The organism is Streptomyces sp. NPDC002499 (genome assembly GCF_053595415.1).
The window spans coordinates 1-24,285 of record NZ_JBSFXO010000006.1 but is presented as its reverse complement, the minus strand read 5'-3'; the positions used below and the strand labels follow the sequence as shown (position 1 = coordinate 24,285).

19 protein-coding genes and 2 pseudogenes are annotated in these 24,285 nt (G+C 71.3%); 12 read left to right on the top strand and 9 right to left on the bottom strand.

What is annotated here, in order from left to right:
• Positions 1 to 139: 139 nt before the first annotated feature.
• Together ACWD5F_RS17260 and ACWD5F_RS17255 are read left to right on the top strand one after the other, a co-directional pair.
• On the top strand, positions 140 to 835 hold the full coding sequence (locus ACWD5F_RS17260) for an NUDIX hydrolase (RefSeq protein WP_401719625.1): 696 nt from the start codon (positions 140 to 142) through the stop codon (positions 833 to 835).
• A 13-nt stretch (positions 836 to 848) separates the two neighbouring features.
• Positions 849 to 2,048: a MarP family serine protease gene (locus ACWD5F_RS17255; RefSeq protein WP_451255150.1), complete on the top strand. Its 1,200-nt coding sequence runs from the start codon at positions 849 to 851 to the stop codon at positions 2,046 to 2,048.
• A gap of 57 nt (positions 2,049 to 2,105) precedes the next feature.
• Here the strand turns inward: ACWD5F_RS17255 and ACWD5F_RS17250 are convergent, their stop codons facing one another.
• From ACWD5F_RS17250 to ACWD5F_RS17225, 6 genes and pseudogenes are all read right to left on the bottom strand, one after another.
• The gene (locus ACWD5F_RS17250) at positions 2,106 to 2,288 is read right to left on the bottom strand and encodes a hypothetical protein (RefSeq protein WP_123998680.1); all 183 of its coding nucleotides are present in this window, start codon (positions 2,286 to 2,288) and stop codon (positions 2,106 to 2,108) included.
• Between the two features lie 127 nt (positions 2,289 to 2,415).
• Entirely contained in the window at positions 2,416 to 3,354 is a 939-nt protein-coding gene (locus ACWD5F_RS17245) for an alpha/beta fold hydrolase (protein ID WP_402357508.1), read from the bottom strand.
• Positions 3,351 to 3,845 carry a phage holin family protein gene (locus ACWD5F_RS17240; RefSeq protein ID WP_451255148.1) on the bottom strand — a complete coding sequence of 165 codons (495 nt, stop codon included), beginning with the start codon at positions 3,843 to 3,845 and terminating at the stop codon, positions 3,351 to 3,353. Before ACWD5F_RS17240 ends, ACWD5F_RS17245 begins: the two co-directional genes overlap by 4 nt.
• A gap of 40 nt (positions 3,846 to 3,885) precedes the next feature.
• Positions 3,886 to 5,359: pseudogene (nhaA, locus tag ACWD5F_RS17235) on the bottom strand (Na+/H+ antiporter NhaA).
• Positions 5,360 to 5,509: 150 nt separating this feature from the next.
• The gene (gene acs, locus ACWD5F_RS17230; protein WP_451255146.1) at positions 5,510 to 7,468 is read right to left on the bottom strand and encodes an acetate--CoA ligase; all 1,959 of its coding nucleotides are present in this window, start codon (positions 7,466 to 7,468) and stop codon (positions 5,510 to 5,512) included.
• A 180-nt stretch (positions 7,469 to 7,648) separates the two neighbouring features.
• Positions 7,649 to 10,153 carry a bifunctional SulP family inorganic anion transporter/carbonic anhydrase gene (locus ACWD5F_RS17225; RefSeq protein ID WP_451255144.1) on the bottom strand — a complete coding sequence of 835 codons (2,505 nt, stop codon included), beginning with the start codon at positions 10,151 to 10,153 and terminating at the stop codon, positions 7,649 to 7,651.
• 334 nt (positions 10,154 to 10,487) lie between these two features.
• Here ACWD5F_RS17225 and ACWD5F_RS17220 point away from each other — a divergent pair, with 334 nt between their 5' ends.
• Positions 10,488 to 11,765 (top strand): hypothetical protein, encoded by a 1,278-nt coding sequence (locus ACWD5F_RS17220; RefSeq protein WP_451255142.1) that lies wholly within the window; start codon positions 10,488 to 10,490, stop codon positions 11,763 to 11,765.
• Between the two features lie 57 nt (positions 11,766 to 11,822).
• Here the strand turns inward: ACWD5F_RS17220 and ACWD5F_RS17215 are convergent, their stop codons facing one another.
• A complete protein-coding gene (locus ACWD5F_RS17215; RefSeq protein ID WP_451255141.1) occupies positions 11,823 to 12,803 on the bottom strand; it encodes an ATP-binding protein in 981 nt (326 codons plus the stop codon).
• Between the two features lie 101 nt (positions 12,804 to 12,904).
• On the opposite strand from ACWD5F_RS17215, the gene ACWD5F_RS17210 reads away from it, so the two are divergent.
• Complete coding sequence (locus ACWD5F_RS17210) at positions 12,905 to 13,729, top strand: oxidoreductase (protein ID WP_451255139.1); 825 nt, start codon at positions 12,905 to 12,907, stop codon at positions 13,727 to 13,729.
• A gap of 380 nt (positions 13,730 to 14,109) precedes the next feature.
• Here the strand turns inward: ACWD5F_RS17210 and ACWD5F_RS17205 are convergent, their stop codons facing one another.
• A complete protein-coding gene (locus ACWD5F_RS17205) occupies positions 14,110 to 14,943 on the bottom strand; it encodes an HAD family hydrolase (RefSeq protein ID WP_401719027.1) in 834 nt (277 codons plus the stop codon).
• 611 nt (positions 14,944 to 15,554) lie between these two features.
• Between ACWD5F_RS17205 and ssd the strand changes: the two genes are divergently transcribed.
• The 7 genes and pseudogenes from ssd to ACWD5F_RS17170 form a co-directional block, all read left to right on the top strand.
• Positions 15,555 to 16,667 carry a septum site-determining protein Ssd gene (gene ssd, locus ACWD5F_RS17200; RefSeq protein ID WP_451255958.1) on the top strand — a complete coding sequence of 371 codons (1,113 nt, stop codon included), beginning with the start codon at positions 15,555 to 15,557 and terminating at the stop codon, positions 16,665 to 16,667.
• Between the two features lie 413 nt (positions 16,668 to 17,080).
• A complete protein-coding gene (locus ACWD5F_RS17195; RefSeq protein ID WP_451255956.1) occupies positions 17,081 to 18,256 on the top strand; it encodes a TadA family conjugal transfer-associated ATPase in 1,176 nt (391 codons plus the stop codon).
• Between the two features lie 207 nt (positions 18,257 to 18,463).
• Complete coding sequence (locus tag ACWD5F_RS17190) at positions 18,464 to 19,339, top strand: type II secretion system F family protein (protein ID WP_451255954.1); 876 nt, start codon at positions 18,464 to 18,466, stop codon at positions 19,337 to 19,339.
• 72 nt (positions 19,340 to 19,411) lie between these two features.
• A complete protein-coding gene (locus tag ACWD5F_RS17185; protein ID WP_451255136.1) occupies positions 19,412 to 20,200 on the top strand; it encodes a type II secretion system F family protein in 789 nt (262 codons plus the stop codon).
• 178 nt (positions 20,201 to 20,378) lie between these two features.
• Positions 20,379 to 20,588, top strand: a complete 210-nt coding sequence (locus ACWD5F_RS17180; protein ID WP_451255135.1) for a DUF4244 domain-containing protein — start codon at positions 20,379 to 20,381, stop codon at positions 20,586 to 20,588.
• The gene (locus ACWD5F_RS17175) at positions 20,575 to 20,964 is read left to right on the top strand and encodes a TadE family type IV pilus minor pilin (protein WP_451255134.1); all 390 of its coding nucleotides are present in this window, start codon (positions 20,575 to 20,577) and stop codon (positions 20,962 to 20,964) included. The genes ACWD5F_RS17180 and ACWD5F_RS17175 overlap by 14 nt, the downstream gene beginning before the upstream one ends.
• A pseudogene (locus ACWD5F_RS17170) lies at positions 20,961 to 21,245 on the top strand (Rv3654c family TadE-like protein); the annotation flags it as partial. The gene ACWD5F_RS17175 and the pseudogene ACWD5F_RS17170, both read left to right, overlap by 4 nt.
• 40 nt (positions 21,246 to 21,285) lie before the next feature.
• Here the strand turns inward: ACWD5F_RS17170 and ACWD5F_RS17165 are convergent.
• A complete protein-coding gene (locus ACWD5F_RS17165; protein ID WP_451255132.1) occupies positions 21,286 to 23,919 on the bottom strand; it encodes a DEAD/DEAH box helicase in 2,634 nt (877 codons plus the stop codon).
• Positions 23,920 to 23,999: 80 nt separating this feature from the next.
• On the opposite strand from ACWD5F_RS17165, the gene bldG reads away from it, so the two are divergent.
• The coding region (gene bldG, locus ACWD5F_RS17160) for an anti-sigma factor antagonist BldG (protein ID WP_451255131.1) at positions 24,000 to 24,285 on the top strand (286 nt) is incomplete at its 3' end.

Here is a 24,285-nt window from a genome sequence, read left to right as displayed (position 1 = left end):
GCCCGCCGGTGACGGCGCACTGTCCGCCGGGGACCCGGATGCCCTCTCAGGGGTGTTCTCGGGGGCGATCTCAGGGTCGCCGACAGGAACGATCAAGGGGGCGGCGGGCGTTGGAACCAGCAGGACTTCGGGGGTGGCGATGACGCGTGCGAGCAATACGCGGGGCGGTCCGGTGACGCTCAGCAAGGAAGGCCTGCCGGGCTGGCTGGATCCGGTGGTGCGGGCGGTGGAGACGGTGCAGCCGCCGCAGCTCAGCCGCTTCCTGCCGCCTGAGGACGGGGCGGGCCGGCAGTCTGCCGTCCTCGTGCTGTTCGGCGAGGGCGAGCGCGGCCCCGAACTGCTGCTCATGGAGCGGGCCAGCTCGCTGCGCTCGCACGCCGGCCAGCCGTCCTTCCCCGGCGGTGCCCTCGACCCCGAGGACGGCGACCCGGGCACCGACGGGCCGCTGCGGGCCGCCCTGCGCGAGGCCGAGGAGGAGACCGGCCTCGACCCCTCAGGTGTTCAGCTCTTCGGCGTGCTGCCCCGGCTGTACATCCCGGTCAGCGGCTTCGTCGTGACCCCCGTGCTGGGCTGGTGGCGTGTGCCGACCCCGGTCGGGGTGGTCGATCCGAACGAGACGGCGCGGGTCTTCACGGTCCCCGTGGCGGATCTCACGGACCCGGCCAACCGCGCGACGGCCGTGCACCCCCAAGGCCACCGAGGTCCGGCATTCCTGGTCGAATCGGCCCTGGTGTGGGGCTTCACGGCCGGAATCATCGACCGACTGTTCCACTACGCCGGCTGGGAGCGCCCCTGGGACCAGGACAAGCAGGTCCCCCTCGACTGGAGGTCATGACAGGGTGTCTGCCGTGAACGTGCTGGACATCTTGTTGCTGGTCGCCGCCGTGTGGTTCGCGATCGTCGGTTATCGCCAGGGCTTCGTCGTCGGCATCCTGTCGGTGATCGGCTTCCTGGGCGGCGGTCTCGTGGCGGTGTATGTGCTGCCCGTCGTCTGGGACGCGCTGACCGACAACGCCGAGGTGAGCACGACCGCCGCCGTCGTCGCGGTCGTCGTCGTCATCGTCTGCGCCTCCGTCGGCCAGGCCCTGACCACCCACCTGGGCAACAAGCTGCGCCGGTTCATCACCTGGTCCCCGGCCCGCGCCCTGGACGCGACCGGTGGCGCCCTCGTCAACGTCCTGGCGATGCTCCTGGTCGCCTGGCTGATCGGCTCCGCCCTCGCGCAGACCACGATGCCGACGGTCGGCAAGGAGGTCCGCAGCTCCAAGGTGCTCCTCGGGGTGTCCGAGGTGCTGCCCACCCAGGCGGACACCTGGTTTAAGGACTTCACCTCGGTCCTCGCGCAGAACGGCTTCCCGCAGGTCTTCAGCCCGTTCTCGAACGAGCCGATCAAGGAGGTCCAGCCGCCCGACCCCGCGCTCGCCAGCAGCCAGGTCGCCACCGGCGCCAAGCGCTCCATCGTCAAGGTCATGGGCACCGCCCAGAGCTGTGGCAAGGTCCTGGAGGGCTCCGGCTTCGTCTTCGGCGACCGCCGCGTCATGACCAACGCGCACGTGGTCGGAGGCGTGGACGAGCCCACCGTCCAGATCGGCGGCGAGGGCAGGAAGTACGACGCGACGGTCGTCCTGTACGACTGGAAGCGGGACATCGCGGTGCTCGACGTACCCGATCTGAAGGCGCCCGCGCTGAAGTTCACGGACACCGACGCGGACAGCGGCGACGGCGCGATCGTCGCGGGCTTCCCGGAGAACGGGTCGTACGACGTCCGGGCGGCACGCGTGCGTGGGCGGCTGCCGGCCAGCGGTCCGGACATCTATCACCGCGGCACCGTCCGCCGTGACGTCTACTCGCTGTTCGCGACCGTCCGTCAGGGCAACTCCGGCGGCCCGCTGCTCACCCCGGAAGGCAAGGTGTACGGCGTGGTGTTCGCCAAGTCCCTCGACGACGCCGACACCGGATACGCCCTCACCGCGGACGAGATCCAGGAGGACATCGTCAAGGGGCGTACCGCCAACCAGCAGGTGGACAGCGACAGCTGCGCGCTGTAGACCGCCGTACCGGTAAAGATCTTCGAAGCCCTGGAAGGGGCTCGAAGAAGAAGGCGCTCAGCCTCGGGGATGGCGCAGGCGCACCGAGACCCAGCGGGCCCGGCGGCGCAGGATGCGCGGAATGCCCACGCGGAGATCCGTGCCCGCCATCTGCGGGGCGCTGCCTCGCTGGTGGGGACTCAGGCCGCCCACCGAGCGGCGACTGCGTGCTGTGTCACTGTAGTCGTGCGTCCAGCCCATACCCCGACGTCTGCCCCTGCCCCAAGGTCGATAACCGCCCCAGGGGCCCCCAATCGGCCTATGCGCCGGGCAAGTGGCTGTTCGTAGGACAGGTGTTCAGTTCCGGATACCGGGCGCATCGGCGCGGTCACCGATCGGGTTCGGGGTCCTTCAGCCAGTTGACCAGTTCTGTACTGAAAGCGACCGGATCCTCCTCGTGCGGGAAGTGCCCGAGGCCGTCGAACAGCCGCCAGCGGTAGGGCGCTTCGACGTACTCGCCGGAACCGGCCGCGCTGCGGGTGCGCATCACGGGGTCCAGCGAGCCGTGGAGGTGGAGGGTCGGCACGCGCAGCGGGCGCTTCATGCGCCGGTTGAACTGGATGCCGTCCGGGCGGGCGATCGAGCGGACCATCCAGCGGTACGGCTCGATCGCGCAGTGCGCCGTCGAGGGGATGCTCATCGCGCGGCGGTAGGTGTCCACGGCCTTGTCGTCCGGGGCGTTGGGCCCGGACCACTCCCGGATCAGTTCGCCGACCAGCGCGCTGTCGTCGGCGGTCAGCTGCCGCTCCGGCAGCCAGGGGCGCTGGAACCCCCAGATGTATGAACCGGCGCGCGTCTGCTTGACGTCGGAGAGCATCGCCGAGCGCCAGCGCCGGGGATGCGGCATCGACGAGACCGCGAGCCGGCGCACCAGCTTGGGCCGCATCACGGCCGCCGTCCAGGCCAGATAGCCGCCCAGGTCGTGGCCGACCAGCGCGGCGTCGGGCTCGCCGAGGGAGCGGATCACGCCGGTGATGTCGAGCGCGAGGTTGGCGGGGTCGTAGCCGCGCGGGGTGCGGTCGCTGCCGCCGACGCCCCGCAGGTCCATGGCGACGGCGCGGAAGCCGGCGTCGGCGAGGGCCGTCATCTGGTGCCGCCAGGTCCACCAGAACTGGGGGAAGCCGTGCACCATCATGACCAGCGGCCCGTCGCCGATCTCCGCGATGTGGAAACGTGCGCCGTTGGCGGCGACGTCCCGGTGCGTCCAGGGGCCGTCGACTCGTACGACCGACGTCGGTTGCGCCGAAGGTGTGGCGGGGTCCGTCATGACGACGAGCGTGCCACAGCCTCGAGGGCCGCGGGCGCACGGTCCTCCAGAGCTGGGGCCTCCGGACGCGTGTGCGGCTTCGCGTTCCCCAGCACGCCGGCCGTCTCCTTCACCGACGCGGCCACCTTCTGCGGGCCCTTGCCCTTGGCAGCCTTCTTCGCGAAGAACACGCCGACCAGCACCAGGACGACCGCGATCAGCACGTTCGCCGCGAAGGACAGCAGGAAGCAGAGCGCCAGGTTCCAGTCGCTCCAGGTGCGGATGCCGTACGCCAGCGCGAAGTTGAGCATCGGCAGGGAGAACACCAGTACGCCGGCGGCCACGGTGAACGCGCCGCCGCTCATCGCCCCGCGGATCACGTCCTGCTTGAGCTGCGCCTTGGCCAGCGCGATCTCGTCGTGCACCAGCGCAGACATCTCGGTCGTCGCCGAGGCGAACAACTGACCGATGCTGCGTTCGGCGCCGACCGGGCTGCCCTCGGGTGCGCTCATCGCCGTCTCCCTCGTAAGTCTTTTGTACCGTCCCGTCAGATCATGCCGGACGGTGGTCCTCGACGCCTGCCCCGCCCGCCACTTCGGCAAGCCCGCGTCGCCCGCGCTGTCTACCGAGCCTCGGCCTCCCCGCGCGCCTCGGCCTCCTTGAGCGCGGCGATCCGGCGGTGCTCGGCGGCCTTGCGGTCGAAGATCTCTGCCATCCGCAGGTGGTACGCCGGGTCGTCCTGCTCGTAGATGTCCGGGATCCCGTCGAGGTCCTCGTCGCGCTCCTCGTCCTCGCACATCCTGCGGTACTTGGCGTTGCGGACCTTCAGCAACACGGTCGCGAGGACGGCCGCGATCAGCGAGGCGGTCAGTACGGCGGCCTTGACCTCGTCGGTCAGTACGGCATCGCCGTCGAAGGCCAGTTCGCCGATGAGCAGCGACACCGTGAAGCCGATGCCGGCAAGGGTCGCCACCGCGAACACGTCGGCCCAGGCGAGTTCGTCGCTGAGCGAGGCCCTGGTGAAACGGGCCGTCAGCCACGTGCCGCCGAAGATCCCGATGGCCTTGCCGACGACCAGGCCGAGGACCACGCCCAGCGTCTCGGGCCGGGTGAACACATCGCCGAGCGCGCCGCCCGACACGGTGACGCCGGCGCTGAAGAGCGCGAACAGCGGGACGGCGAGGCCCGCCGACAGGGGGCGTACGAGGTGCTCGACGCGCTCGCCGGGTGCCCGTGTCTCGCCCTCGTGGCGGTGGCAGCGCAGCATCAGGCCCATGGCGACGCCGGCGATGGTGGCGTGGACGCCGCTGTTGTACATCAGCGCCCAGATGACGAGCGCGAGCGGGACGTACACGTACCAGCCGCGTACGCCCCTCCGCAGCAGCAGCCAGAAGACGACCAGGCCCACGACGGCGCCGCCGAGCGCGGCGAGGTCGATGTCGCTCGTGAAGAAGATCGCGATGATCAGGATCGCGAAGAGGTCGTCGACGACGGCGAGCGTGAGCAGGAAGGCGCGCAGGGCGCTCGGCAGCGAGGTGCCGATGACCGCGAGCACGGCGAGCGCGAAGGCGATGTCGGTGGCGGTGGGCACCGCCCAGCCGTCCAGGGAGCCGTTGCCGGTGAGGTTGGTGAGCGTGTAGACGAGCGCTGGTACGGCCATGCCGCACAGGGCCGCCACGACCGGGAGCGCGGCCGCCTTGGGGTCGCGCAGGTCACCGGCGACCAGTTCGCGCTTGAGCTCGATGCCGGCGACGAAGAAGAAGACGGCGAGCAGACCGTCGGCGGCCCAGTGCGCGACGGACAGGTTCAGGCCGAGCGCGGAGGGGCCGAAGTGGAAGTGGCTGACGCTCTCGTAACTGCTGTGCAGCGCCGGGATGTTCGTCCAGATCAGCGCGGTGACCGCGGCCACGAGCAGCAGCACACCGCCGACCGTCTCGGCGCGCAGGGCGTCCGTGACGAAGGTCCGCTCGGGCAGGGACAGGCGTCCGAGGACCTTGCGGGCGGGGGTGGTGCGGGGCGCGCTCACGGGAGGCCTCCGGGTGGTGGGCAGGGCAGAACCGTTCGCCGACCAGACTTCCCGGCACACCTTGAGGGTCACGCAGTTTTGCTTAGTTTACCTAAAAGGGGCGCCCGGCGCTTTTCGCGCCGGACGCCCCTCTCATGGTCGTACGACTGCTCAGTCCTCGCTGGGCGCGGCCGGCAGCTTGGCCTGGATGAGGTCCATGACCGTCGAGTCGGTCAGCGTCGTCACGTCGCCGAGCTGACGGTTCTCGGCCACGTCGCGAAGCAGGCGGCGCATGATCTTGCCGGAGCGGGTCTTCGGCAGCTCCGCGACCGGCAGCACCCGCTTGGGCTTGGCGATCGGGCCGAGGACGCTGCCGACGTGGTTGCGCAGGTCGTTGACGAGGTTCTCGTCCTCGGCGTTGGCCGTGCCGCGCAGGATCACGAAGGCGACGATGGCCTGCCCGGTGGTCTCGTCGGCGGCACCGACGACGGCCGCCTCGGCGACCGCGGGGTGCGAGACGAGCGCCGACTCGACCTCCGTGGTCGAGATGTTGTGCCCGGACACGAGCATCACGTCGTCGACCCGGCCGAGCAGCCAGATGTCGCCGTCGTCGTCCTTCTTCGCGCCGTCGCCGGCGAAGTACTTGCCCTCGAACCGTGACCAGTACGTGTCGAGGAAGCGCTGGTCGTCGCCCCAGATGGTGCGCAGCATCGACGGCCACGGCTCGGTCAGGACCAGGTAACCGCCACCGCCGTTGGGCACCTCGTTGGCCTCGTCGTCGACGACCGTCGCGGAGATGCCGGGCAGCGGGGTCTGCGCGGAACCGGGCTTGGTCGCCGTGACACCGGGCAGCGGCGAGATCATCATGGCGCCGGTCTCGGTCTGCCACCAGGTGTCGACGATCGGGGTCCGGTCGCCGCCGATGTGCTTGCGGTACCAGATCCATGCCTCGGGGTTGATCGGCTCACCCACGGACCCGAGGACACGGAGGGAGGACAGGTCGAACTTCGCGGGGATGTCGTCCCCCCACTTCATGAACGTACGAATGGCGGTGGGCGCCGTGTACAGGATCGTCACCCCGTACTTCTGCACGATCTCCCAGAAGCGGCCCTGGTGCGGGGTGTCCGGGGTGCCCTCGTACATGACCTGGGTGGCGCCGTTGGCCAGCGGCCCGTAGACGATGTACGAGTGGCCGGTGACCCAGCCGACGTCGGCCGTGCACCAGTAGACGTCCGTCTCCGGCTTGAGGTCGAAGACGGCGTGGTGGGTGTACGAGGCCTGGGTGAGGTAGCCGCCGGAGGTGTGCAGGATGCCCTTGGGCTTACCCGTCGTACCGGACGTGTACAGGATGAACAGCGGGTGCTCGGCGTCGAAGGCCTCGGGCGTGTGCTCGGCCGACTGGCGCTCGACGATCTCGTGCCACCACACGTCCCGCTCGCCGTCCCAGGCGACCTCCTGGCCGGTACGGCGGACCACGAGGACGTGCTCCACGTTGTCGACCTTGGTGACCGCCTCGTCGACGGCCGGCTTGAGCGCGGACGGCTTACCGCGCCGGTAGCCGCCGTCGGTGGTGATGACGACCTTGGCGTCGGCGTCCTGGATGCGGGTCGCGAGCGCGTCGGCCGAGAAGCCGCCGAAGACGACCGAGTGGGCGGCGCCGATCCGGGCGCACGCGAGCATCGCGACCGCCGTTTCCGGGATCATCGGCATGTAGACGGCGACCCGGTCGCCCTTGCGGACACCCAGCTCCAGCAGGGCGTTGGCCGCCTTGGAGACCTCGTCCTTGAGCTCGGCGTAGGTGATGGCGCGGCTGTCGCCGGGCTCGCCCTCGAAGTGGATGGCGACCCGGTCGCCGAGCCCGGCCTCCACATGGCGGTCCACGCAGTTGTACGCGACGTTGAGCGTGCCGTCCTTGAACCACTTGGCGAACGGCGGGTTCGACCAGTCCAGCGTCTCGGTCGGTTCCTTGGCCCAGGTCAGCCGACGGGCCTGCGCGGCCCAGAAGCCGAGCCGGTCAGCCTTGGCCTGTTCATACGCCTCCGCCGTGACATTGGCGTTCGCCGCCAGGTCCGCGGGGGGTGCGAACCTGCGTTCCTCTTTGAGCAGGTTGGCCAGGCTTTCGTTGCTCACGGCATCTGCCTTTCCCAGGGTGTCCGTTGTGTCCCGGGCCAGCTCATCAGACCCGGGGGTCCGATGACAAGAGTCGACCTGGAATTGGTTTAGACCTGTCATCGGACTTGTGCGGCCAGGGGTTGTCCATAGCCACGGACGCCGGGTGAGGGGGGTTCAGGCGAGGGTCCGGGCGGAGGCTCAGGCCGGGAGGTCCGCCGCGCTCACGTGGTCGAACACCTCGTCCTGGTCCTCTTTGTTCTCCCCGTTCTCCGGACTCCCCTCGGTCAGCAGATACGCCTGCGCCTCACCCACGTGGAAGTACATCCCGTGCAGCTCCAGCGCCCCCTCCCGCAGCGCCCGCGTCACCGACTCGTGCGCCCGCAGATGCTCCAACTGCTGGACCACATTGGTCAGCGAGAGCTGCTCCACGGCGTCGGCGGGCGCCCGCCCGGCGAGCCGCGCCCACGGTCTGCCGTCGTCGGCCATCCGCTCCAGACTCGGCAGCCCGTGCCGCAGCCACCGCTTGAGCGGCGTCCGCGCGCCCCCCGGCTCCGAGTTGAGCAGCGCTTGCATGGCCCCGCAGCCGGAGTGCCCGCACACCGTGATGGACCGCACCTTCAGTACGTCCACCGCGTACTCGATCGCGGCCGCCACCGAGTCGTCGCCGCCCTCGTCGCCGGGCAGCGGGACGAGGTTGCCCACATTGCGCACCACGAACAGGTCGCCCGGACCACTGGAGGTGATCATCGAGGTGACCAGCCGCGAGTCGGCACAGGTGAGGAAGAGCTGCGAGGGCCGCTGCCCCTCCCGCGCCAGCCGAGCCAGCTCGCCGCGCACGAGCGGGGCGGTGTTGCGCTGGAACGCGCTGATGCCTTGGGCGAGTTGGCGTCCACCGCTGCCGCTGTTGGAGGTGCCGCTGGTGCTGGTGCTGGTGTCGGTATCGGAGTCGAGGTCGGTGCCGGTGTCGCCCGGCTTGGAGCTGCCGGGTGCGGAACGGGCGGTCGACTCACCCGGGTGCCCGCCCGGCGGCGCGGACTCCAGGGGTTCGCATTGGTGGTTGCGCCAAGGTGTCCAGGGTCGGCAGCGGCAACCGGCCGACGCCGTCGGCTCACCGGTCGGGGTCACCCCGCCCCCGGCGTGGCCGGCACCGGACACGCGTGTGCCCGTACGGCGGCCGGTCAGTTCGGCGGTGCCGCCCTGTGCGGTGTGCGTGCTCTGCCAGTCGTGCAGGGACTCGTACGCCGCGTGGTCCATGAACGAGCCGTCCAACTCCACGACGGCGTGCGCGCCTTGGGGTACGAGGTGCAGGGCCCGGCTGAGGCGCGGCACCGCGAGGAACGTCAACTGGCCGCGGACCTGGACGTGATGGACTCCTTCCTTCTCCTCGTGCGTGATGCGGGTGCGGGCCAGGCGCTGCATGGCGACGGCGACGGCGACGGCGATCCCCAGCGTGACGCCCTCCAGGACGCCGAAGACGACCACGCCGAGGGTGGTGACGGCGTAGACCAGCACTTCTCGGTGGCGGGTCACCGTGCGGATGTGGTGCAGGGACACCATCTGGATGCCGACGGCCATCACCAGGGCGGCGAGCGAGGCGAGCGGGATCAGCTCCAGGACCGGGACCATCAGCAGCGCGGCGATCACTACGAGAACGCCGTGCAGCAGCGTGGAGTTCCGGCTCACGGCACCGGCGTTGACATTCGCCGCACTGCGGACGGCCACGCCGGCGACCGGCAGTCCGCCGAGGGCGCCGGAGACGATGTTGGCGGCGCCCTGGCCGAGCAACTCGCGGTCCAGACGGGAGCGGCCGACGCGGGCGGTGAGGCCGGGCCGGGCGGCCATCATCTTGTCCACGGCGACCGCGCCGAGCAGCGACTGCACGCTGCACACCAGCGTGGTGGTGAGCACGGCGGCGACGATGCCGAGCACCGGGCCCTCGGGGAGTCCGGCCAGGGCGTGGCTGCTCCACGACGGCAGATCGACCTTGGGCAGGCTGAGGCCGGTGAGCGAGGCGGCCGTGGTGGCGCCGGCGACCGCGACGAGCGCGGCGGGGATCTTGCGCAGCAGATGTCCGACCCGGCCCGGGATCCGCGGCCAGAGCAGCAGCAGGGCCAGCGTCAGCACGCTCACCGACACGGCGGCGGGTTGCAGCCGCGCCAACTGGGCGGGCAGGGCGCGGAGGTTGGCGAGGACGGAGCTCTGCGGGGTGCCGCCCAGGACGATGTGCAGCTGGGCGACGGCGATGGTGACGCCGATGCCGGCGAGCATGCCGTGCACGATGGCGGGGCTGACGGCGAGCGCGGTGCGGGCCACGCGCAGGCAGCCGAGGCCGAGTTGGGCGAGACCGGCGAAAACCGTGATGGCACAGGTCGTGCGCCAGCCGTAGCGCTGGATGAGGTCGGCGGTGACCACCGTGAGTCCGGCGGCGGGGCCGCTGACCTGGAGCGGGCAGCCGCCGAGCCAGCCGACGACCAGGCCGCCGACGGCCGCGGCGACCAGGCCCGCCTGGAGCGGGGCGCCGGTGGCGAGGGCGATGCCCAGGGAGAGCGGCAGGGCGATCAGGAAGACGGCGATGGAGGCCGACACATCGGCGCCCGCGAGCCGGAAGCGGCGAGGTGGGGTCGGCGGGCTGTGGGGCCGATGGGTGCGCTCGGTGCGGGTCGAGTGGCGGTCGGTGGCGCGAGTACGTACGCAGGCTGACATGTTTCCCGTCTCCTCCGGGGCAGCGCGGTCGCGGAACAGGGGTCCCCGTCGGTGGCGGGGTCGGGTCGCGGCCGTGGGTCACGGCGTGCAGCGGCGGGATGAATCAACGTTCGGTAAACGAATCGTAATGCAGAGTAAAGGCTAGGCATGAACTTTCCTGGCAAATAGCCCTATAAGTCACCCGCAAGAGCGAAGCAATTATTTGATCGGCTTGTCGTACTAATTCCTTCTCGGCCCCGTGCAACCTTGGCGGCGCTGTCGGGCCTTCCCGGCACATCACCAGAAAACGCCCTCAGCGGCGTTGGCCTGAGAGAAGGAAGAAGGTGGGCGGAACATGGCCGCCACCCAGAGGATCGCCGCCGGCGCCGTGATCGCCGCGGTCTGTGCCGCATCGCTCGCCGGCTGCGGGATCGGTTCCGACGGTTCCAAGGCAGGTGCTCCCGGTCCGCAGAAGGCCAAGCCGGCCCAGCCGCCCAAGAGCCTGGTCCGGCTGATCGGCGACGGCTCCACCTCGTACACCGGGGCGCAGCCGCACCTGCCCAGGCCGGAGCGGCTCAAGCCCGGCCAGAAGCCCCCGCAGTTCGTCGTCTTCTCCTGGGACGGCGCCGGCGAGGACAGCCAGCAGCTGTTCTCGCACTTCCGCAAGGTCGCCAAGGCCAACCACGCGACGATGACGTACTTCCTGAGCGGCGTGTACATGCTGCCGGAGGACAAGCGCGACGAGTACAAGCCGCCGCAGCACTCACCGGGCCGCTCCGACATCGGCTTCAACGACACCAAGGGCATCGCCGACACCGTCAAGCAGCTGCGCCTGGCGTGGCTGGAGGGCAACGAGATCGGCACCCACTTCAACGGCCACTTCTGCGGCAAGGACGGTGGCGTCGGCGAGTGGTCGGTCGCGGACTGGAAGGACGAGATCGCCCAGGCGAAGCACTTCGTCAAGTCCTGGAAGACCAACACCGGCATGAAGAAGGCGGCCGCGCTGCCCTTCGACTACGACAAGGAACTCGTCGGGGCCCGCACGCCGTGTCTCGAAGGCCAGCGCAACTTCATGAAGGCCGCGCACGAGCTGGGCTTCCGCTACGACACCAGCGGGGTCAACGACCAGCTCTGGCCGAAGAAGAAGGAAGGCCTGTGGGACCTGTCGATGCAGCTCGTGCCGTTCCCCGGGCACTCCTACGAGCAGCTCACCATGGACTACAACTTCATGGTCAACCAGTCCGGTACGCAGACCCAAGGTGACCCCGACAAGTTCCGGTACTGGGGCGACCAGATGCGCGACGGCCTCCTCAAGGGCTTCCACCGCGCCTACGACGGCAACCGCGCGCCCCTCGTCATCGGCAACCACTTCGAGTCCTGGAACGGCGGCACCTACATGCGTGCCGTGGACGAGGTCGTCGAGAACGTCTGCAACAAGCCCGACGTGCGCTGTGTGTCCTTCCGGCAGCTGGCCGACTGGCTGGACGCCCAGGACCCGCAGATCCTGGCGAAGCTGCACGGCCTGAACGTCGGCGAGGCACCGAAGCAGGGCTGGGCGTCCTTCCTTTCGGGCCGGCCGGCCCCGGCCCCGAAGGGCGTGCCCGGAGCGCCGGCGGCCAAGCAGCAGCCGTAGTCGGCAAGGGGCTCGGCCGTCGTCGCGCGCGAGCGTCACACGGCGGTGGTGAGCCCCTCATACGGCGGTGGTGAGCCCCTCGCCGAGCACGAAACCGGGGTCGACCTGCGCCGCCAGGTCGACCCCGGTGCGCTCGTTGCCCCAAGAGGCCGCGTTCTTCAGATGGAAGTGCACCGTCTGGCGCGTGTAGCGCTCCCAGTCGCGCAGGTCGTACGTCGCGTCGGCGGCGACCTGAAGAGTGCGCAGGGCGCGGCGGTTGGCGTCCTCCAGGAGCGGGAACCGGGGCGGGCGGCCCTTCTCCATGGCGCGCACCCAGTCCGAGTGCCCGACGGTCACCAAGAGGTCGTCCCCGACCTCGGCGCGGAGGAAGTCGAGGTCGTCCTGCCCCTGCACCTTGTTGCCGACGACTTTCAGTACGACGCCGAAGTCACGGGCGTACTCCTTGTACTGGCGATAGACGGAGACCCCCTTCCGGGTCGGCTCGGCGACGAGGAACGTGATGTCGAAGCGGGTGAACATGCCGGAGGCGAAGGAGTCCGAGCCCGCCGTCATGTCCACCACGACGTACTCGCCCTGCCCGTCCACCAGGTGGTTCAGGCACAGCTCCACCGCTCCCGTCTTGGAGTGGTAGCAGGCGACCCCCAGGTCGGCGTCCGTGAAGGGGCCGGTGACCATCAAACGGACGGTCCCGCCGTCGAGTTCCACCGGCCGGGCGCAGGCCTCGTAGACCGGGTTGTCCTCGCCCACGCGCAGCAGCCGGGAGCCCTCGCCGGGCGGGGTCGTCTTGATCATCGTCTCGGCGGAGGCGATCCGCGGGTTGGATCCGCGCAGGTAGTCCTTGATCAGCGGCAGCCGCTCACCCATCGCGGGCAGCCCGGCCGCCTCGGTGTCGTCCAGTCCCAGTGCGGCGCCCAGGTGCTGGTTGATGTCGGCGTCGACCGCGACGACCGGGGAGCCGGCCGCCGCGAGATGGCGGATGAACAGGGAGGACAGGGTCGTCTTGCCGCTGCCGCCCTTCCCGACGAAAGCAATTTTCATGTTCACGAAGGGTAGTCGGACGGTAGCTGTAGGTGTCAGGCGTACGTGAAGAAGACCACTCCTTCGTGGGGTCGACGCCCGGTGTGCGTAGGGTCGTACTCATGAGTACGACAGGCGCGACCGCTGATCCGCTCGCGGCCCTGGGCGCACTGCCCGGCGTGGCCGAGTCCGTGGAGTCCGTGCGCAAGTCCGTGGACCGGGTCTACGGGCACCGGATCATGCGGCGCCGCAGCAACGAGATCACCTCCGAGGCCGCGCTGCGCGGGGCGCGCGGTTCCGCCGCGCTGTCCGGCGCGGACTGGGCGCTCGAAGAGGTGCGCAGGCGGACCGACTTCAGCGGCGACACGGACGCGCGCGTGGTGGGCGCAGCGCTACGGCTGACCGCCGAGGCGGGTCAACTCCTGTCCATCTGGCGGCAGTCGCCGCTGCGGGTGCTGGCCCGGCTGCACCTGGTGGCCGCCGCGAGCTCCGACGACGCGGTCGGACGGCCGCGGCAGCACGGGGAGCCGGTCGACGAGCCGCTCGTCGAACTGCCCCTGCCGGACGCGGCCGAGGTGCACGGACGGCTGGAGGGCCTCTCCGAGCTGATGATCAAGGGCAGTTCGGCGCCCGCCCTGGTGACGGCCGCGATCGTGCACGGCGAACTGCTCGCGCTGCGCCCCTTCTCCTCGCACAACGGCCTGATCGCGCGCACGGCGGAACGTATCGTCCTGGTGGGCAGCGGCCTCGACCCGAAGTCCGTGTGCCCCGCGGAGGTCGGCCACGCCGAACAGGGCCGCGCGGCCTATCTGGCGGCCCTGGACGGATACGTCTCCGGGACCCCGGAGGGGATGGGTGCCTGGATCGCCCACTGCGGCCGGTCGACCGAACTCGGTGCGCGCGAGTCGACGGCGGTGTGCGAGGCGTTGCAGCGCGGGGCGGCCTAAGAGGCCTGAGATTTGGGGCAGTTCCGGGAGTCTCCGGAGTTCCCGAAGTCCCCGGACAAGAGTTGCGGCGGTACGAGGATTCGTACCGCCGCTGGCATGTTCACCGGGTTACCAAGCGTCCTCGAAATATTGCCCATCAGGTCGGGAACATAGCCCGTCACCTGGTGCGGCTGGCCCGTAATCGACGGGTCGACGTCGCGTGGGTGCCCTGTGTCCATGCGCGGTCCGTGGGGCCAAATGCGATTAGTAAAGGTGATCCTCTCGGACGTCCTTGGCTTCGCGGGCCGTAATCTCTTTGTACTCCAGGACCGAAGCAAGCGGAACCCCCGGCTGTGCTTCTTTACTTTTACTCTCAATCAGGTTCAAAAAGGGCGGAGTGATCAGGCAGTTGTCGCCCGACGCCGGCTGGCGTACCAGACCAGGCCCGCGGTGGCCGCCGCGGCACCTATGGCCGCGGCCGCGACGAGTGCCGGTCGGGGCGGTACGGAGAGCGTCGGGATGCGCTGCTTGAGCCGCACCGGGCGGTGGAAATCGAGAATGGGCCACCCGCGCGCGAGTGCCTCGCGCCGCAGTGTCCGGTCCGGGTTGACGGCGTGCGGATGGCCGACCGTCTCCAGCATCGGCAGGTCGGTCGCCGAGTCGCTGTAGGCGTAGCAGCGCTCCAGGTCGTACCCCTCGGACTCGGCCAGCTCCTTGATGGCCTCGGCCTTCGTCGGGCCGTACGCGTAGTACGCCACCTCTCCGGTGAAGCAGCCGTCCTCGCCGACGACCATGCGGGTCGCCACCACCCGGTCCGCGCCGAGCAGTTCACCGATGGGCTCGACCACCTCGGCGCCCGACGTCGACACGATGACGACGTCCCGGCCGGCGGTGTGGTGCTCCTCGATGAGCGAGGCGGCCTCGTCGTAGATGATCGGGTCGATCAGGTCGTGCAGCGTCTCGGCGACGATCTGCTTGACCTGCTGGACGTTCCAGCCGCGAACCAGTGCGGACAAGTACTCGCGGGTGCGCTCCATCTGGTCGTGGTCCATACCGCCGACGAGGAAGACGAACTGGGCATAGGCGCTCCGCAGGGCGTCCCTGCGGTTGATCAGGCCGCCTTGGTAGAACGACTTGCTGAACGTGAGCGTGCTCGACTTCGCAATGACCGTCTTGTCCAGGTCAAAGAAGGCGGCTGTGCGGGGCAACGAGTGGTTTTCCACGACCCCGAGCATAGGCGCAGCCCATTCGGCGTAAGGTGTGGCGCGTGGGTTTGCCTGAGAGGGCTCTCGGGTACACCATGGAAGTCACGGATCGTTCGCGACCGTGCTAACGCGGTCCGGCTCCTCCCCCCCCGAGTCGGCCGTGAAGGCGACCCCCACTCTCCCCCCCGGTGGGGGTCGTCGCATGTCCGGGTGGGTTTCTCCCTTGTTGCAGGCGGCTGTTCGGCCGTGTCGAGGCGGCTGCGGCCGCCTCTTTCGCATGCCCGCGATCCGTCACTGAGCGTAGTCGCTGGGCTGCTCTGCGGAGACTTTCCGGGCGGTCCGGGGGCGGTCCGGGCCGCGGTACAGCCATTGGTACAGGCCTCACCGGTACGAGTGACGGCGATATTCACAGGCTCTGCGTTGTCCACAGTTTTCGACCAAGATCCACAAGATTTTCCGGATCGCTGCACCGTGATTCAAACGCGTCCCGCCGGCACCGAGTTCGTGACCGGAACCGTGGTTTGTCGGGTGGGTTTGGCCGGTTCCTATCGGCCGTTCATATGGAGGGCCGCTCACCGGTTCTTCACGCGTTTGGGAATCGCGTGGCCGCAGGGGCTGCGCGAGAGATGCAGCGAAGGGGGATGGGGATCGTGGCCGGAGCCGTCACACACGAACCACCGCCCGCCGCCTCGGGGCGGCAGGCCGGACCGTTGATCGTCACGGAGGACGTGGATCTGCTCGACGACCTGCTGCGCCTGTGCGCCGCGGCCGGCGCGACGCCGGAGGTGCACCACTCGGTGCCGGAACGGGCGGGCGGCTGGGAGGCCGCACCGCTCGTCCTGGTCGGCGACGACGCCGCGCGGCGGGTGCGCGGGGCCGTACGAAGGCGCGGAGTGGTGCTGGTCGGGCGCGATCAGGACGACTCGGGGGTCTGGCGCCGGGCCGTGGAGATCGGTGCCGACCACGTCCTGATGCTGCCCGACGGGGAGCAGTGGCTGGTCGACCGCATCGCGGACGTGGCCGAGGGCGTCGGACGCCCCGCCCTCACCGTCGGCGTCATCGGCGGCCGCGGCGGCGCGGGAGCATCCACGCTCGCGTGCGCCCTCGCTGTCACCTCCGCGCGTGAGGGGCTGCGCACGCTGCTCGTGGACGCCGATCCGCTGGGTGGCGGACTCGACGTACTCCTCGGCGGGGAGACCGCGGAAGGACTGCGCTGGCCCGCTTTCGCCGCCTCGCGCGGGAGGGTCGGCGGCGGCGCCCTGGAGGAGTCGCTGCCCGAACTCCACTCCCTGCGGGTCCTCAGCTGGGACCGCGGCGACTGTGTCGCCATCCCGCCGCAGGCCGTGCGGGCGGTGCTCGCCGCCGCCAGACGCCGGGGCGGCACGGTCGTCGTGGATCTGCCGCGCCGCATCGACGACGGCGTCGCCGAGGCCCTCGCCCAGCTCGACCTCGGGCTCCTCGTCGTCCCCGGCGAACTGCGCGCCGTCGCGGCGGCCGGCCGGGTGGCCTCGGCGGTGGGGATGGTCCTGCGCGATCTGCGGGTCGCTGTACGGGGGCCGTACGCACCGGGGCTCGACGACCGCGAGGTGGCCCGACTGCTCCGCCTGCCCCTGGCCGGCGAGGTGCCCGTCGAGTCGGGCCTGCTGCGCGCGGGCGAGGCGAAGGCGCCGCCGGGTGGGGCGGGACGCGGTCCGCTGGCGCGGTTCTGCAAGGAGTTCTGGGAGCGGGCGTTGGTGGAGGTGGGGAGCGCGTGAGGACGGGGTCCAGTCCTGGGGTTGAGCGGATGGGGAGGGGAAGAGGCGGAGACGAAGGCCGAGACGGGGGCGGAGACGGAGGCCGAGACGGGGGTGGGGGTGAGGGTCGAGGCGGCGGCGCGGGCGGTTCGGTGGTTGCCGTGGGGCGGGTGCCTGCGGGAGCGCCTGTGCGGGTGCCGTCCTGGGCATCGTCGGAGGCGCCGCCGCCGCGGGTGGTTACGGGGGTGTCGTCCACGGTGTCTACGGGTGCGTCGTCCCGGAAGTCGCCGGGGGCGCCGTCCCGGGCGTTGTCGGGGGCGCCGCGCTGGGTGTCTACGGGGGTGTCGTCCGGGGCTTCTTCGGAGGTGCCGTGGGAGTCGAGCGGTGGCGGAGGGGCGGACGGCTGGTCGCCCGTTGCGGTGGCAGCGCCCGAGATGCCCTCCGGCCTGCTCGACGGGGTGCGGCAGTGGCTGGTCGAGAGCGGGGCCGAGCCGACTCCCGCGCGGGTGGCGCAGGCGTTGCGTGAGCAGGGGCGGGTCCTCGGGGACGCCGAAGTCCTCGGGGCGGCCGAGCAGTTGCGGTCCGAACTGGTCGGCAGCGGTCCGCTGGAGCCGTTGCTCGCCGATCCGTCGGTGACCGACGTACTGGTGTCCGCGCCGGACCGGGTCTGGGTGGACCGGGGCGGCGGACTGGAGTTGACCTCCGTGGCCTTTCCGGACGCGGCGGCGGTACGCCGGCTCGCGCAGCGTCTGGCGGCGGTGGCCGGACGCAGGCTGGACGACGCCCGGCCGTGGGTGGACGCACGGTTGCCCGACGGGACCCGTCTGCACGCGGTGCTGCCGCCGGTCGCCGTCGGCTGCACGTGCCTGGCTCTGCGGGTCGTACGGCCCCGGGCCTTCACGCTCGACGAACTGGTCACGGCGGGCACGGTGCCGCCCGGCGGGGACCGGGTGCTGCGGGCGCTGCTTGAGGCGCGGCTGTCCTTCCTGATCAGCGGGGGTACCGGCACCGGCAAGACGACGCTCTTGAGCGCGCTGCTCGGGCTGATCGGGCCCGACGAGCGGATCGTGCTCGCGGAGGACTCGGCGGAGTTGCGGCCGGACCATCCGCACGTCGTCCGCCTGGAGACCAGACCCGCCAACCAGGAGGGCGCGGGCCTCGTCACGCTCCAGGACCTGGTCCGGCAGGCGCTGCGGATGCGGCCCGACCGGCTGGTCGTGGGCGAGGTGCGCGGAGCCGAAGTGGTGGATCTCCTGGCCGCGTTGAACACCGGCCACGAGGGCGGCTGCGGCACGGTGCACGCCAACGCGGCGGCGGACGTGCCGGCGCGGTTGGAGGCGCTCGGCGCGGCGGCCGGGCTCGATCGGGCGGCGCTGCACAGCCAGTTGGGGGCGGCGCTGGCGGTGGTCCTGCATCTCGTGCGCGACCGGACCGGGCGGCGGCGGATCGCTGAGGTGCATGTGCTGGAGCGGGACCAGTCCGGGTTGGTGCGAACGGTGCCGGCGCTGCGGTGGGGGGAGACGGCCTTTGTGTACGAGCGGGGGTGGGAGCGGCTGCGGGGGTTGTTGGACGGCGGGTCCTTCGATGGAGGGCCGGGTGGGTGTGGGTGAGGCGGGGTTCGTGTGTGGGCGGGGCTGTTGGAGGGCGAGTTCTGGGACGGGGACAGGGGCGGCGGTCGGCATGACGCAGGCGGAGGCGGAGGCGAAGTCGGGAGCGGCTGACGGGGCTGCTGGGGCTGAGGAAATGCGAGTTCGTCGAAGGAGGACGTGATGGGTGGGGCGGCGATGGCTGCGATGACGGAGGCGGAGATGGCGGGGATGGGGGCGATCGGCGTGCCGGAGGCGGCGATGGGTGCGGCCGTGGTGTGTGTCGGTGCCGTGGTGTGGCTGTTGGGCGGGCGGCAGTCCGGGGCTCGGCGGGCGCAGTTGCTGCTCGCGGGTGGCGGGGCGGTGGGGAGTGGGCCGCCGTTCTGGCAGGAGGCGGTCGGGGAGTTGCGGCGGCTTCGGGGGCGGCTGGGCGCTGAGTGGTGGGCGCCGGTTGCCGGGCTGGTGCTGGCCGTGCTGGGTGGTTCGGTGCTGCCGGTCGTCGCGGGGGCGGCCGGGGTGCCGTTGTTGCGCCGGGTGCGGGTGGCGAGCGAGGCCCGGCGTTCCCGGGAGAACCGGGCGGATGCGGTGATCGCGCTGTGCGGGGCGGTCGCCGGGGAGGTGCGGGCCGGGCGGCAGCCGGGGGAGGCGTTGTTGCATGCCGCGCGTGACTCCGGCGGGCTCGGGGACGGGCAGGCCGTGGTGCTGGCGGCGGCGCGGTTCGGCGGCGATGTCCCTGAGGCGCTTGCGGCGGCTGCCCGGCAACCCGGTGCGGAAGGCCTGCTGGGCCTGGCCGCGTGCTGGCGGGTGGCGGTCGGCCAGGGGGCGGGCCTGGCGGCCGGACTCGACCGGCTCGAAGGGGCGTTGCGCGCGGAGCGGGACCAACGGGCCGACCTGCGCGCCCAGTTGGCCGGCGCCCGGTCGACGGCCGTGATGCTCGCCGGCCTGCCGGTCCTGGGCCTCCTCCTCGGCGTGGCTCTGGGCGCCGACCCACTGCATGTCCTGCTGCACACCGGCGCGGGGTTGGGGTGCCTGGTGGTCGGGGGCGTGCTGGAGGGGGTCGGGATGTGGTGGGCGATGCGGATCGTGAAGGGGGCTGAGGCGGTGTGAGGGCGGAAGCGGGGCGCGGGTGGGTGGCGTGGTGTCGGGCGTGGATCGGGAGTGCGGAAGGGGCTGGGCGGTGTGAGTGCGGAAGTTGTCCACAGGGTGGGGGTGACCTTGGGGGTGTTGTGCGTCCTGGGGTGGCTGCTGCGGTGGGCCGAAGGGGTCCGGCGTGAGCGGCGGGTGCGGCGGCGGGTGGCCGAGCTGCTGGCCGCTGCGGAGCTGACGTCCGGGCGTCCGTGGGGCGAGGTGCGGACGGGGGTGCGGCGGCAACTGCCCTTGGTGGCGGCGGGGTGTGCCGGGTGGGTGCTGGTCGGGGGCGTTGCCGGTGTCGTCGTGGGGCTGGTGATCGCTGCTGGGCTGTGGTGGTGGCGTGAGCGGCAGTCGGCGGCGGGTGGTGTGCGGACGTACGACGAGGGCGAGGCGGCGCGTCAACTGCCTCTCGCGTCGGATCTGTTGGCCGCGTGTATTGCCGCGGGCGCCGGTCCCGTGGTCGCTGCTCAGGCAGTGGGTGAGGCGCTCGGTGGCCCCGTCGGGGAGGCGCTCGCTCGGGGTGCGGCGGAGGTGCGACTCGGCGGGGAACCGGCAGAGGCCTGGCGACGGTTGGCCGTGCTGCCCGGCGCAGGGGCTCTGGCGCGGCTGCTGGAACGCGCCGATGTGTCCGGGCTCCCTGCGGCGGGGCCGGTGGCCCGGTTGGCGGCGGAGGCTCGCGCCGAGTGGACGCGCGCCGCGACGGCACGGGCGAGACGGGCGGCCGTGATGGTCACCGTGCCGGTGGGGCTGTGCTTCCTGCCCGCGTTCATCGCGGTCGGCGTACTGCCCGTGGTGATCGGGCTGGCGGGTGGAGTGATGGGAGGGGGTGGCGGGTGACGAGGGGCGAGTAGCCGTCGTCGGCGGGCAAGATCGGTGGGCCGAGATCGGTGGGCCGGAAGGCCTGCACCGAGAAGTACGGCAGTGAGAAGTACGGCAGTGAGAAGTGCGGCGCCAATCAGCGCGGCAGCACGACGACAGAGATCGTCAACGGGACTGATTCCTTACGGGGGTTGAGATGTACAAGGTGATGCGGGCGCGGCTGTACGCCCTGGTGTGCCGGGTGTCGGCGGCGCGACGGGATTCCGGGATGGTGACCTCGGAGTACGCGATGGGGATCGTGGCGGCGGTGGCCTTCGCGGTGGTCCTCTACAAGGTGGTGACCAGTGGGGAGGTGAGCGCTGAGCTACAGGGCATCGTGAAGAGGGCGCTCAATGCGGGGGTGTGAGCGCGGCAGCGGGGGCGACCGTGAGAAGGGCGCGGACCGGGGGTTCGTGACGGCGGAGTCGGCCGTGGTGCTGCCCGTGCTGGTGCTCTTCGCGATGGGGCTGGTCTGGGGGCTGCTCGTGGTCGCCGCGCAGATCCAGTGCGTGGACGCGGCGCGTGCGGGAGCCCGTGCGGCCGCCCGCCAGGATCCGGCCGACGCGGTCGTGGAGGTGGCCCGCGGGGTGGCACCGGGCGGCGCGAGCGTCACGGTCAGCCGGGAGGGGGAGCGGGTCCGAGTGGTCGTGGTGGCCAAGCCGCCGGCGCTGAGCGGTCTGCCCTTCGAGGTGCGGGAGGAGGCCGTGGCGGACGCGGAGGAGACGGTGGGGGTCGGGGGATGAGGAGCAGAACCGTGATCCCGGCGGACGCCGACCGTGGCTCCGCCACCCTCTGGAGCCTCGGTGCCATCGCCGTGCTGTGCGTGGTGTTCGGGATCGTGCTCGCGATGGGGCACGCCGTCGTGACCCGGCATCGCGCGGCCGGCGGTGCGGATCTCGCGGCGCTCGCGGCGGCGGACCACTGGGCGCAGGGTGCTTCGGTGGCCTGCGCCCGGGCGGACGAGGTGGCTCGCGCGCAGGCCACCAGACTCGTGCGGTGCGCGATCGTCGGCGACACCTCGGACGTGACGGCGGCGTCGGGGCGGGGCCCGTTCGCGGCGGAGGTCAGGGCACGGGCGGGGCCTCCGGGTCAGGACCCGACGTCGGTCCCTCCACCGGCAGGTCACGCAGGCTCGGTTCCAGCGTCGCTCCCTCCAGGAGCTGCTCCCCAGGCCGTTTCCCAGCCCCAGTCCCAGCCCCAGTCCCAGCCTTAGCCCCAGCTTCCGCCTCGCTCTCCTCCCCGGTCTTATCCTCCGGCGCCCCCCGAAGCAGCACCGTGAGCAGCCGTACCGCCCCCCGCTTGTGCAGCGGATCGTTGCCGTTGCCGCACTTGGGGGACTGGATGCAGGACGGACAGCCGGCGTCGCACTCGCAGGAGGAGATGGCCTGGCGGGTGGCGGTCAGCCAGGCGGCGGCGGTGTGGAAGGCGCGCTCCGCGAAGCCCGCGCCGCCCGGGTGGCCGTCGTAGACGAAGACCGTGGGCAGCAGCGTGTCGGGGTGCAGGGGGACCGAGACTCCGCCGATGTCCCAGCGGTCGCAGGTCGCGAAGAGGGGGAGCATGCCGATCGACGCGTGCTCGGCGGCGTGCAGGGCGCCGCCGAGGATCTCCGGGTTGATCCGGGCCTCGTCGAGCTGGTCCTCGGTGACGGTCCACCACACCGCGCGGGTGCGCAACGTACGAGGAGGGAGGTCGAGTTTGGTCTCGCCCAGCACTTCACCGGTGATGAGGCGGCGGCGCAGGAAGGAGACGACCTGGTTGGTGACCTCGACGGAGCCGTAGCACAGGCGGCCGTCGCCCCAGGGGATCTCGGTGTCCGTGGACAGGACGGAGATGGCGGTGGTGTCGCGGGCGACGGTCGAGTAGGAAGGGTTGGCCTGCTCCACCAGGGCCACCGAGTCCTCGAGGTCCAGGGAGCGCACGAGGTACGTGAGGCCCTGGTGGAGGTGGACCGCGCCCTCGTGGACGGTCGTGTGGGCGGAGCCCGCGTCGACCGTGCCCATCAGGCGGCCCGTGCCGGCTTCCACTATCTGGACCGGGCGTCCGCCCTCGCCGCGGATGTCGGCCAGGTCGGCGGCCCGTTCCCGGCGGGTCCAGTGCCAGGCCTTGGTCCGGCGGCGCAGCAGCTTCGCGGCCTCCAGCTGGGGGAGCAGTTCCTCGCAGGCGGGGCCGAAGAGGGGCAGGTCCTCGTCGGTGAGCGGAAGTTCGGCGGCGGCCGCGCACAGGTGCGGGGCGAGGACGTAGGGGTTGTCGGGGTCGAGGACGGTGGACTCGACGGGCTGGTCGAACAGGGCCTCGGGGTGGTGGACGAGGTAGGTGTCCAGGGGGTCGTCGCGGGCGACCAGGACGGCCAGCGCGCCCTGTCCTGAGCGGCCCGCGCGGCCCGCCTGCTGCCACAGGGAGGCGCGGGTGCCCGGGTAGCCGGCGATCACGACGGCGTCCAACCCCGAGACGTCGATGCCGAGTTCGAGGGCGGTGGTGGCGGCGAGGCCGAGGAGTTCGCCGGAGTGGAGGGCCTGTTCGAGGGCGCGGCGTTCCTCGGGGAGGTAGCCGCCGCGGTAGGCGGCGACGCGTCGGGCCAGGGAGCGGTCGATCTCGGCGAGGCGCTCCTGGGCGATCACCGCGATCAGCTCGGCGCCGCGCCGGGAGCGGACGAAGGCGACCGAGCGCACGCCCTGGAGGGTGAGGTCGGTCAGCAGGTCGGCGGTCTCGGCGGTGGCCGTGCGGCGGACCGGGGCGCCCCTCTCGCCGTGCAGTTCGGTGAGCGGGGGTTCCCAGAGGGCGAAGACCAGTTCACCGCGTGGTGAGGCGTCGTCGGCCACCTCGACGACCGGGAGGCCGGTGAGGCGGCGGGCGGCGACGGAGGGCTCGGCGGCGGTCGCGGAGGCCAACAGGAAGACGGGAGAGGAGCCGTAGCGGGCGCAGAGGCGGCGCAGCCTGCGCAGGACCTGGGCGACGTGCGAGCCGAAGACGCCCCGATAGGTGTGGCATTCGTCGATGACGACGTACTTCAGCGACTTCAGGAAGGAGGCCCAGCGGGGGTGGGACGGGAGGATGCCGCGGTGGAGCATGTCCGGGTTGGTCAGGACGTAGTTCGCGTACTGGCGGATCCATTCGCGTTCCTCGAACGGGGTGTCACCGTCGTACACCGCGGGGCGTACCGCATTTCCCAGAGGTTGTGAAAGTTCCTTCACGGATCGCCGCTGGTCTGCCGCGAGCGCCTTGGTCGGGGCCAGGTAGAGGGCGGTGGCGCCGCGGCCGTTCGGGGCCTCGGAGCCGTCCAGGAGGGTCGAGAGGACCGGGACCAGGTACGCCAGCGACTTGCCGGAAGCAGTCCCTGTGGCGACGATCACGGATTCGCCGTCCAGGGCGTGCTCGGCGGCCCGTGCCTGGTGGGCCCAGGGGTGTTCGATACCGGCCGACTGAACGGCGGCGATGACTTCCGAACGAATCCGGTCAGGCCAGACGGCATGGCGGCCCTCACGTGGGGGCAAGTGCTCCGTATGAGTGATGCGCGAAGCCCGGCTCGGCCCGGAGGCGAGTCGGCCCAGGACCGTGCCCGGCGAGAGCCGGGAAACGGGGTCCGTCGGGGATCTGTCGGATCGATGATTCTTGGCCATCGGCACCGAGTGTGTCACTGGCGTGACGGACAATGGGACCAAGGCGTCGTGCACGCCTGCCGGTAAGTGATTGAATGCCATCGCGGCTGGCGATCCGTTCCGGGGGCTCTGCCGAGGTGTCCCGAGGGGCGACCGCTCGATAGCAAGGTGCTGGAGGATCCGTGGACCTGTCCCTGTCGACCCGTACCGTCGGCGATCGTACGGTCGTCGAGGTCGGTGGAGAAATCGACGTATATACCGCGCCAAAGCTGCGCGAGCAGTTGGTCGAGCTGGTGAACGACGGGAGTTTCCACCTCGTCGTCGACATGGAGGGCGTCGACTTCCTCGACTCCACCGGGCTCGGCGTGCTGGGCGGCGGCCTGAAGCGGGTGCGTGCCCATGAGGGCTCGCTGCGCCTGGTCTGCAACCAGGAGCGCATTCTCAAGATCTTCCGCATCACCGGCCTCA

Excerpts from the sequence above, each read along its gene's own strand:
- ACWD5F_RS17250 (WP_123998680.1), bottom strand. The coding sequence starts at position 2,288 with ATGGGCTGGACGCACGACTACAGTGACACAGCACGCAGTCGCCGCTCG.
- ACWD5F_RS17225 (WP_451255144.1), bottom strand. The coding sequence starts at position 10,153 with ATGTCAGCCTGCGTACGTACTCGCGCCACCGACCGCCACTCGACCCGC.
- ACWD5F_RS17215 (WP_451255141.1), bottom strand. The coding sequence starts at position 12,803 with ATGAAAATTGCTTTCGTCGGGAAGGGCGGCAGCGGCAAGACGACCCTG.
- ACWD5F_RS17180 (WP_451255135.1), top strand. The coding sequence starts at position 20,379 with ATGTACAAGGTGATGCGGGCGCGGCTGTACGCCCTGGTGTGCCGGGTG.
- ACWD5F_RS17245 (WP_402357508.1), bottom strand. The coding sequence starts at position 3,354 with ATGACGGACCCCGCCACACCTTCGGCGCAACCGACGTCGGTCGTACGA.
- ACWD5F_RS17175 (WP_451255134.1), top strand. The coding sequence starts at position 20,575 with ATGCGGGGGTGTGAGCGCGGCAGCGGGGGCGACCGTGAGAAGGGCGCG.
- ACWD5F_RS17240 (WP_451255148.1), bottom strand. The coding sequence starts at position 3,845 with ATGAGCGCACCCGAGGGCAGCCCGGTCGGCGCCGAACGCAGCATCGGT.
- ACWD5F_RS17210 (WP_451255139.1), top strand. The coding sequence starts at position 12,905 with ATGAGTACGACAGGCGCGACCGCTGATCCGCTCGCGGCCCTGGGCGCA.
- ACWD5F_RS17205 (WP_401719027.1), bottom strand. The coding sequence starts at position 14,943 with ATGCTCGGGGTCGTGGAAAACCACTCGTTGCCCCGCACAGCCGCCTTC.
- ACWD5F_RS17260 (WP_401719625.1), top strand. The coding sequence starts at position 140 with ATGACGCGTGCGAGCAATACGCGGGGCGGTCCGGTGACGCTCAGCAAG.
- ssd (WP_451255958.1), top strand. The coding sequence starts at position 15,555 with ATGGGGATCGTGGCCGGAGCCGTCACACACGAACCACCGCCCGCCGCC.
- ACWD5F_RS17195 (WP_451255956.1), top strand. The coding sequence starts at position 17,081 with ATGCCCTCCGGCCTGCTCGACGGGGTGCGGCAGTGGCTGGTCGAGAGC.
- ACWD5F_RS17220 (WP_451255142.1), top strand. The coding sequence starts at position 10,488 with ATGGCCGCCACCCAGAGGATCGCCGCCGGCGCCGTGATCGCCGCGGTC.
- ACWD5F_RS17190 (WP_451255954.1), top strand. The coding sequence starts at position 18,464 with ATGGGGGCGATCGGCGTGCCGGAGGCGGCGATGGGTGCGGCCGTGGTG.
- ACWD5F_RS17165 (WP_451255132.1), bottom strand. The coding sequence starts at position 23,919 with ATGGCATTCAATCACTTACCGGCAGGCGTGCACGACGCCTTGGTCCCA.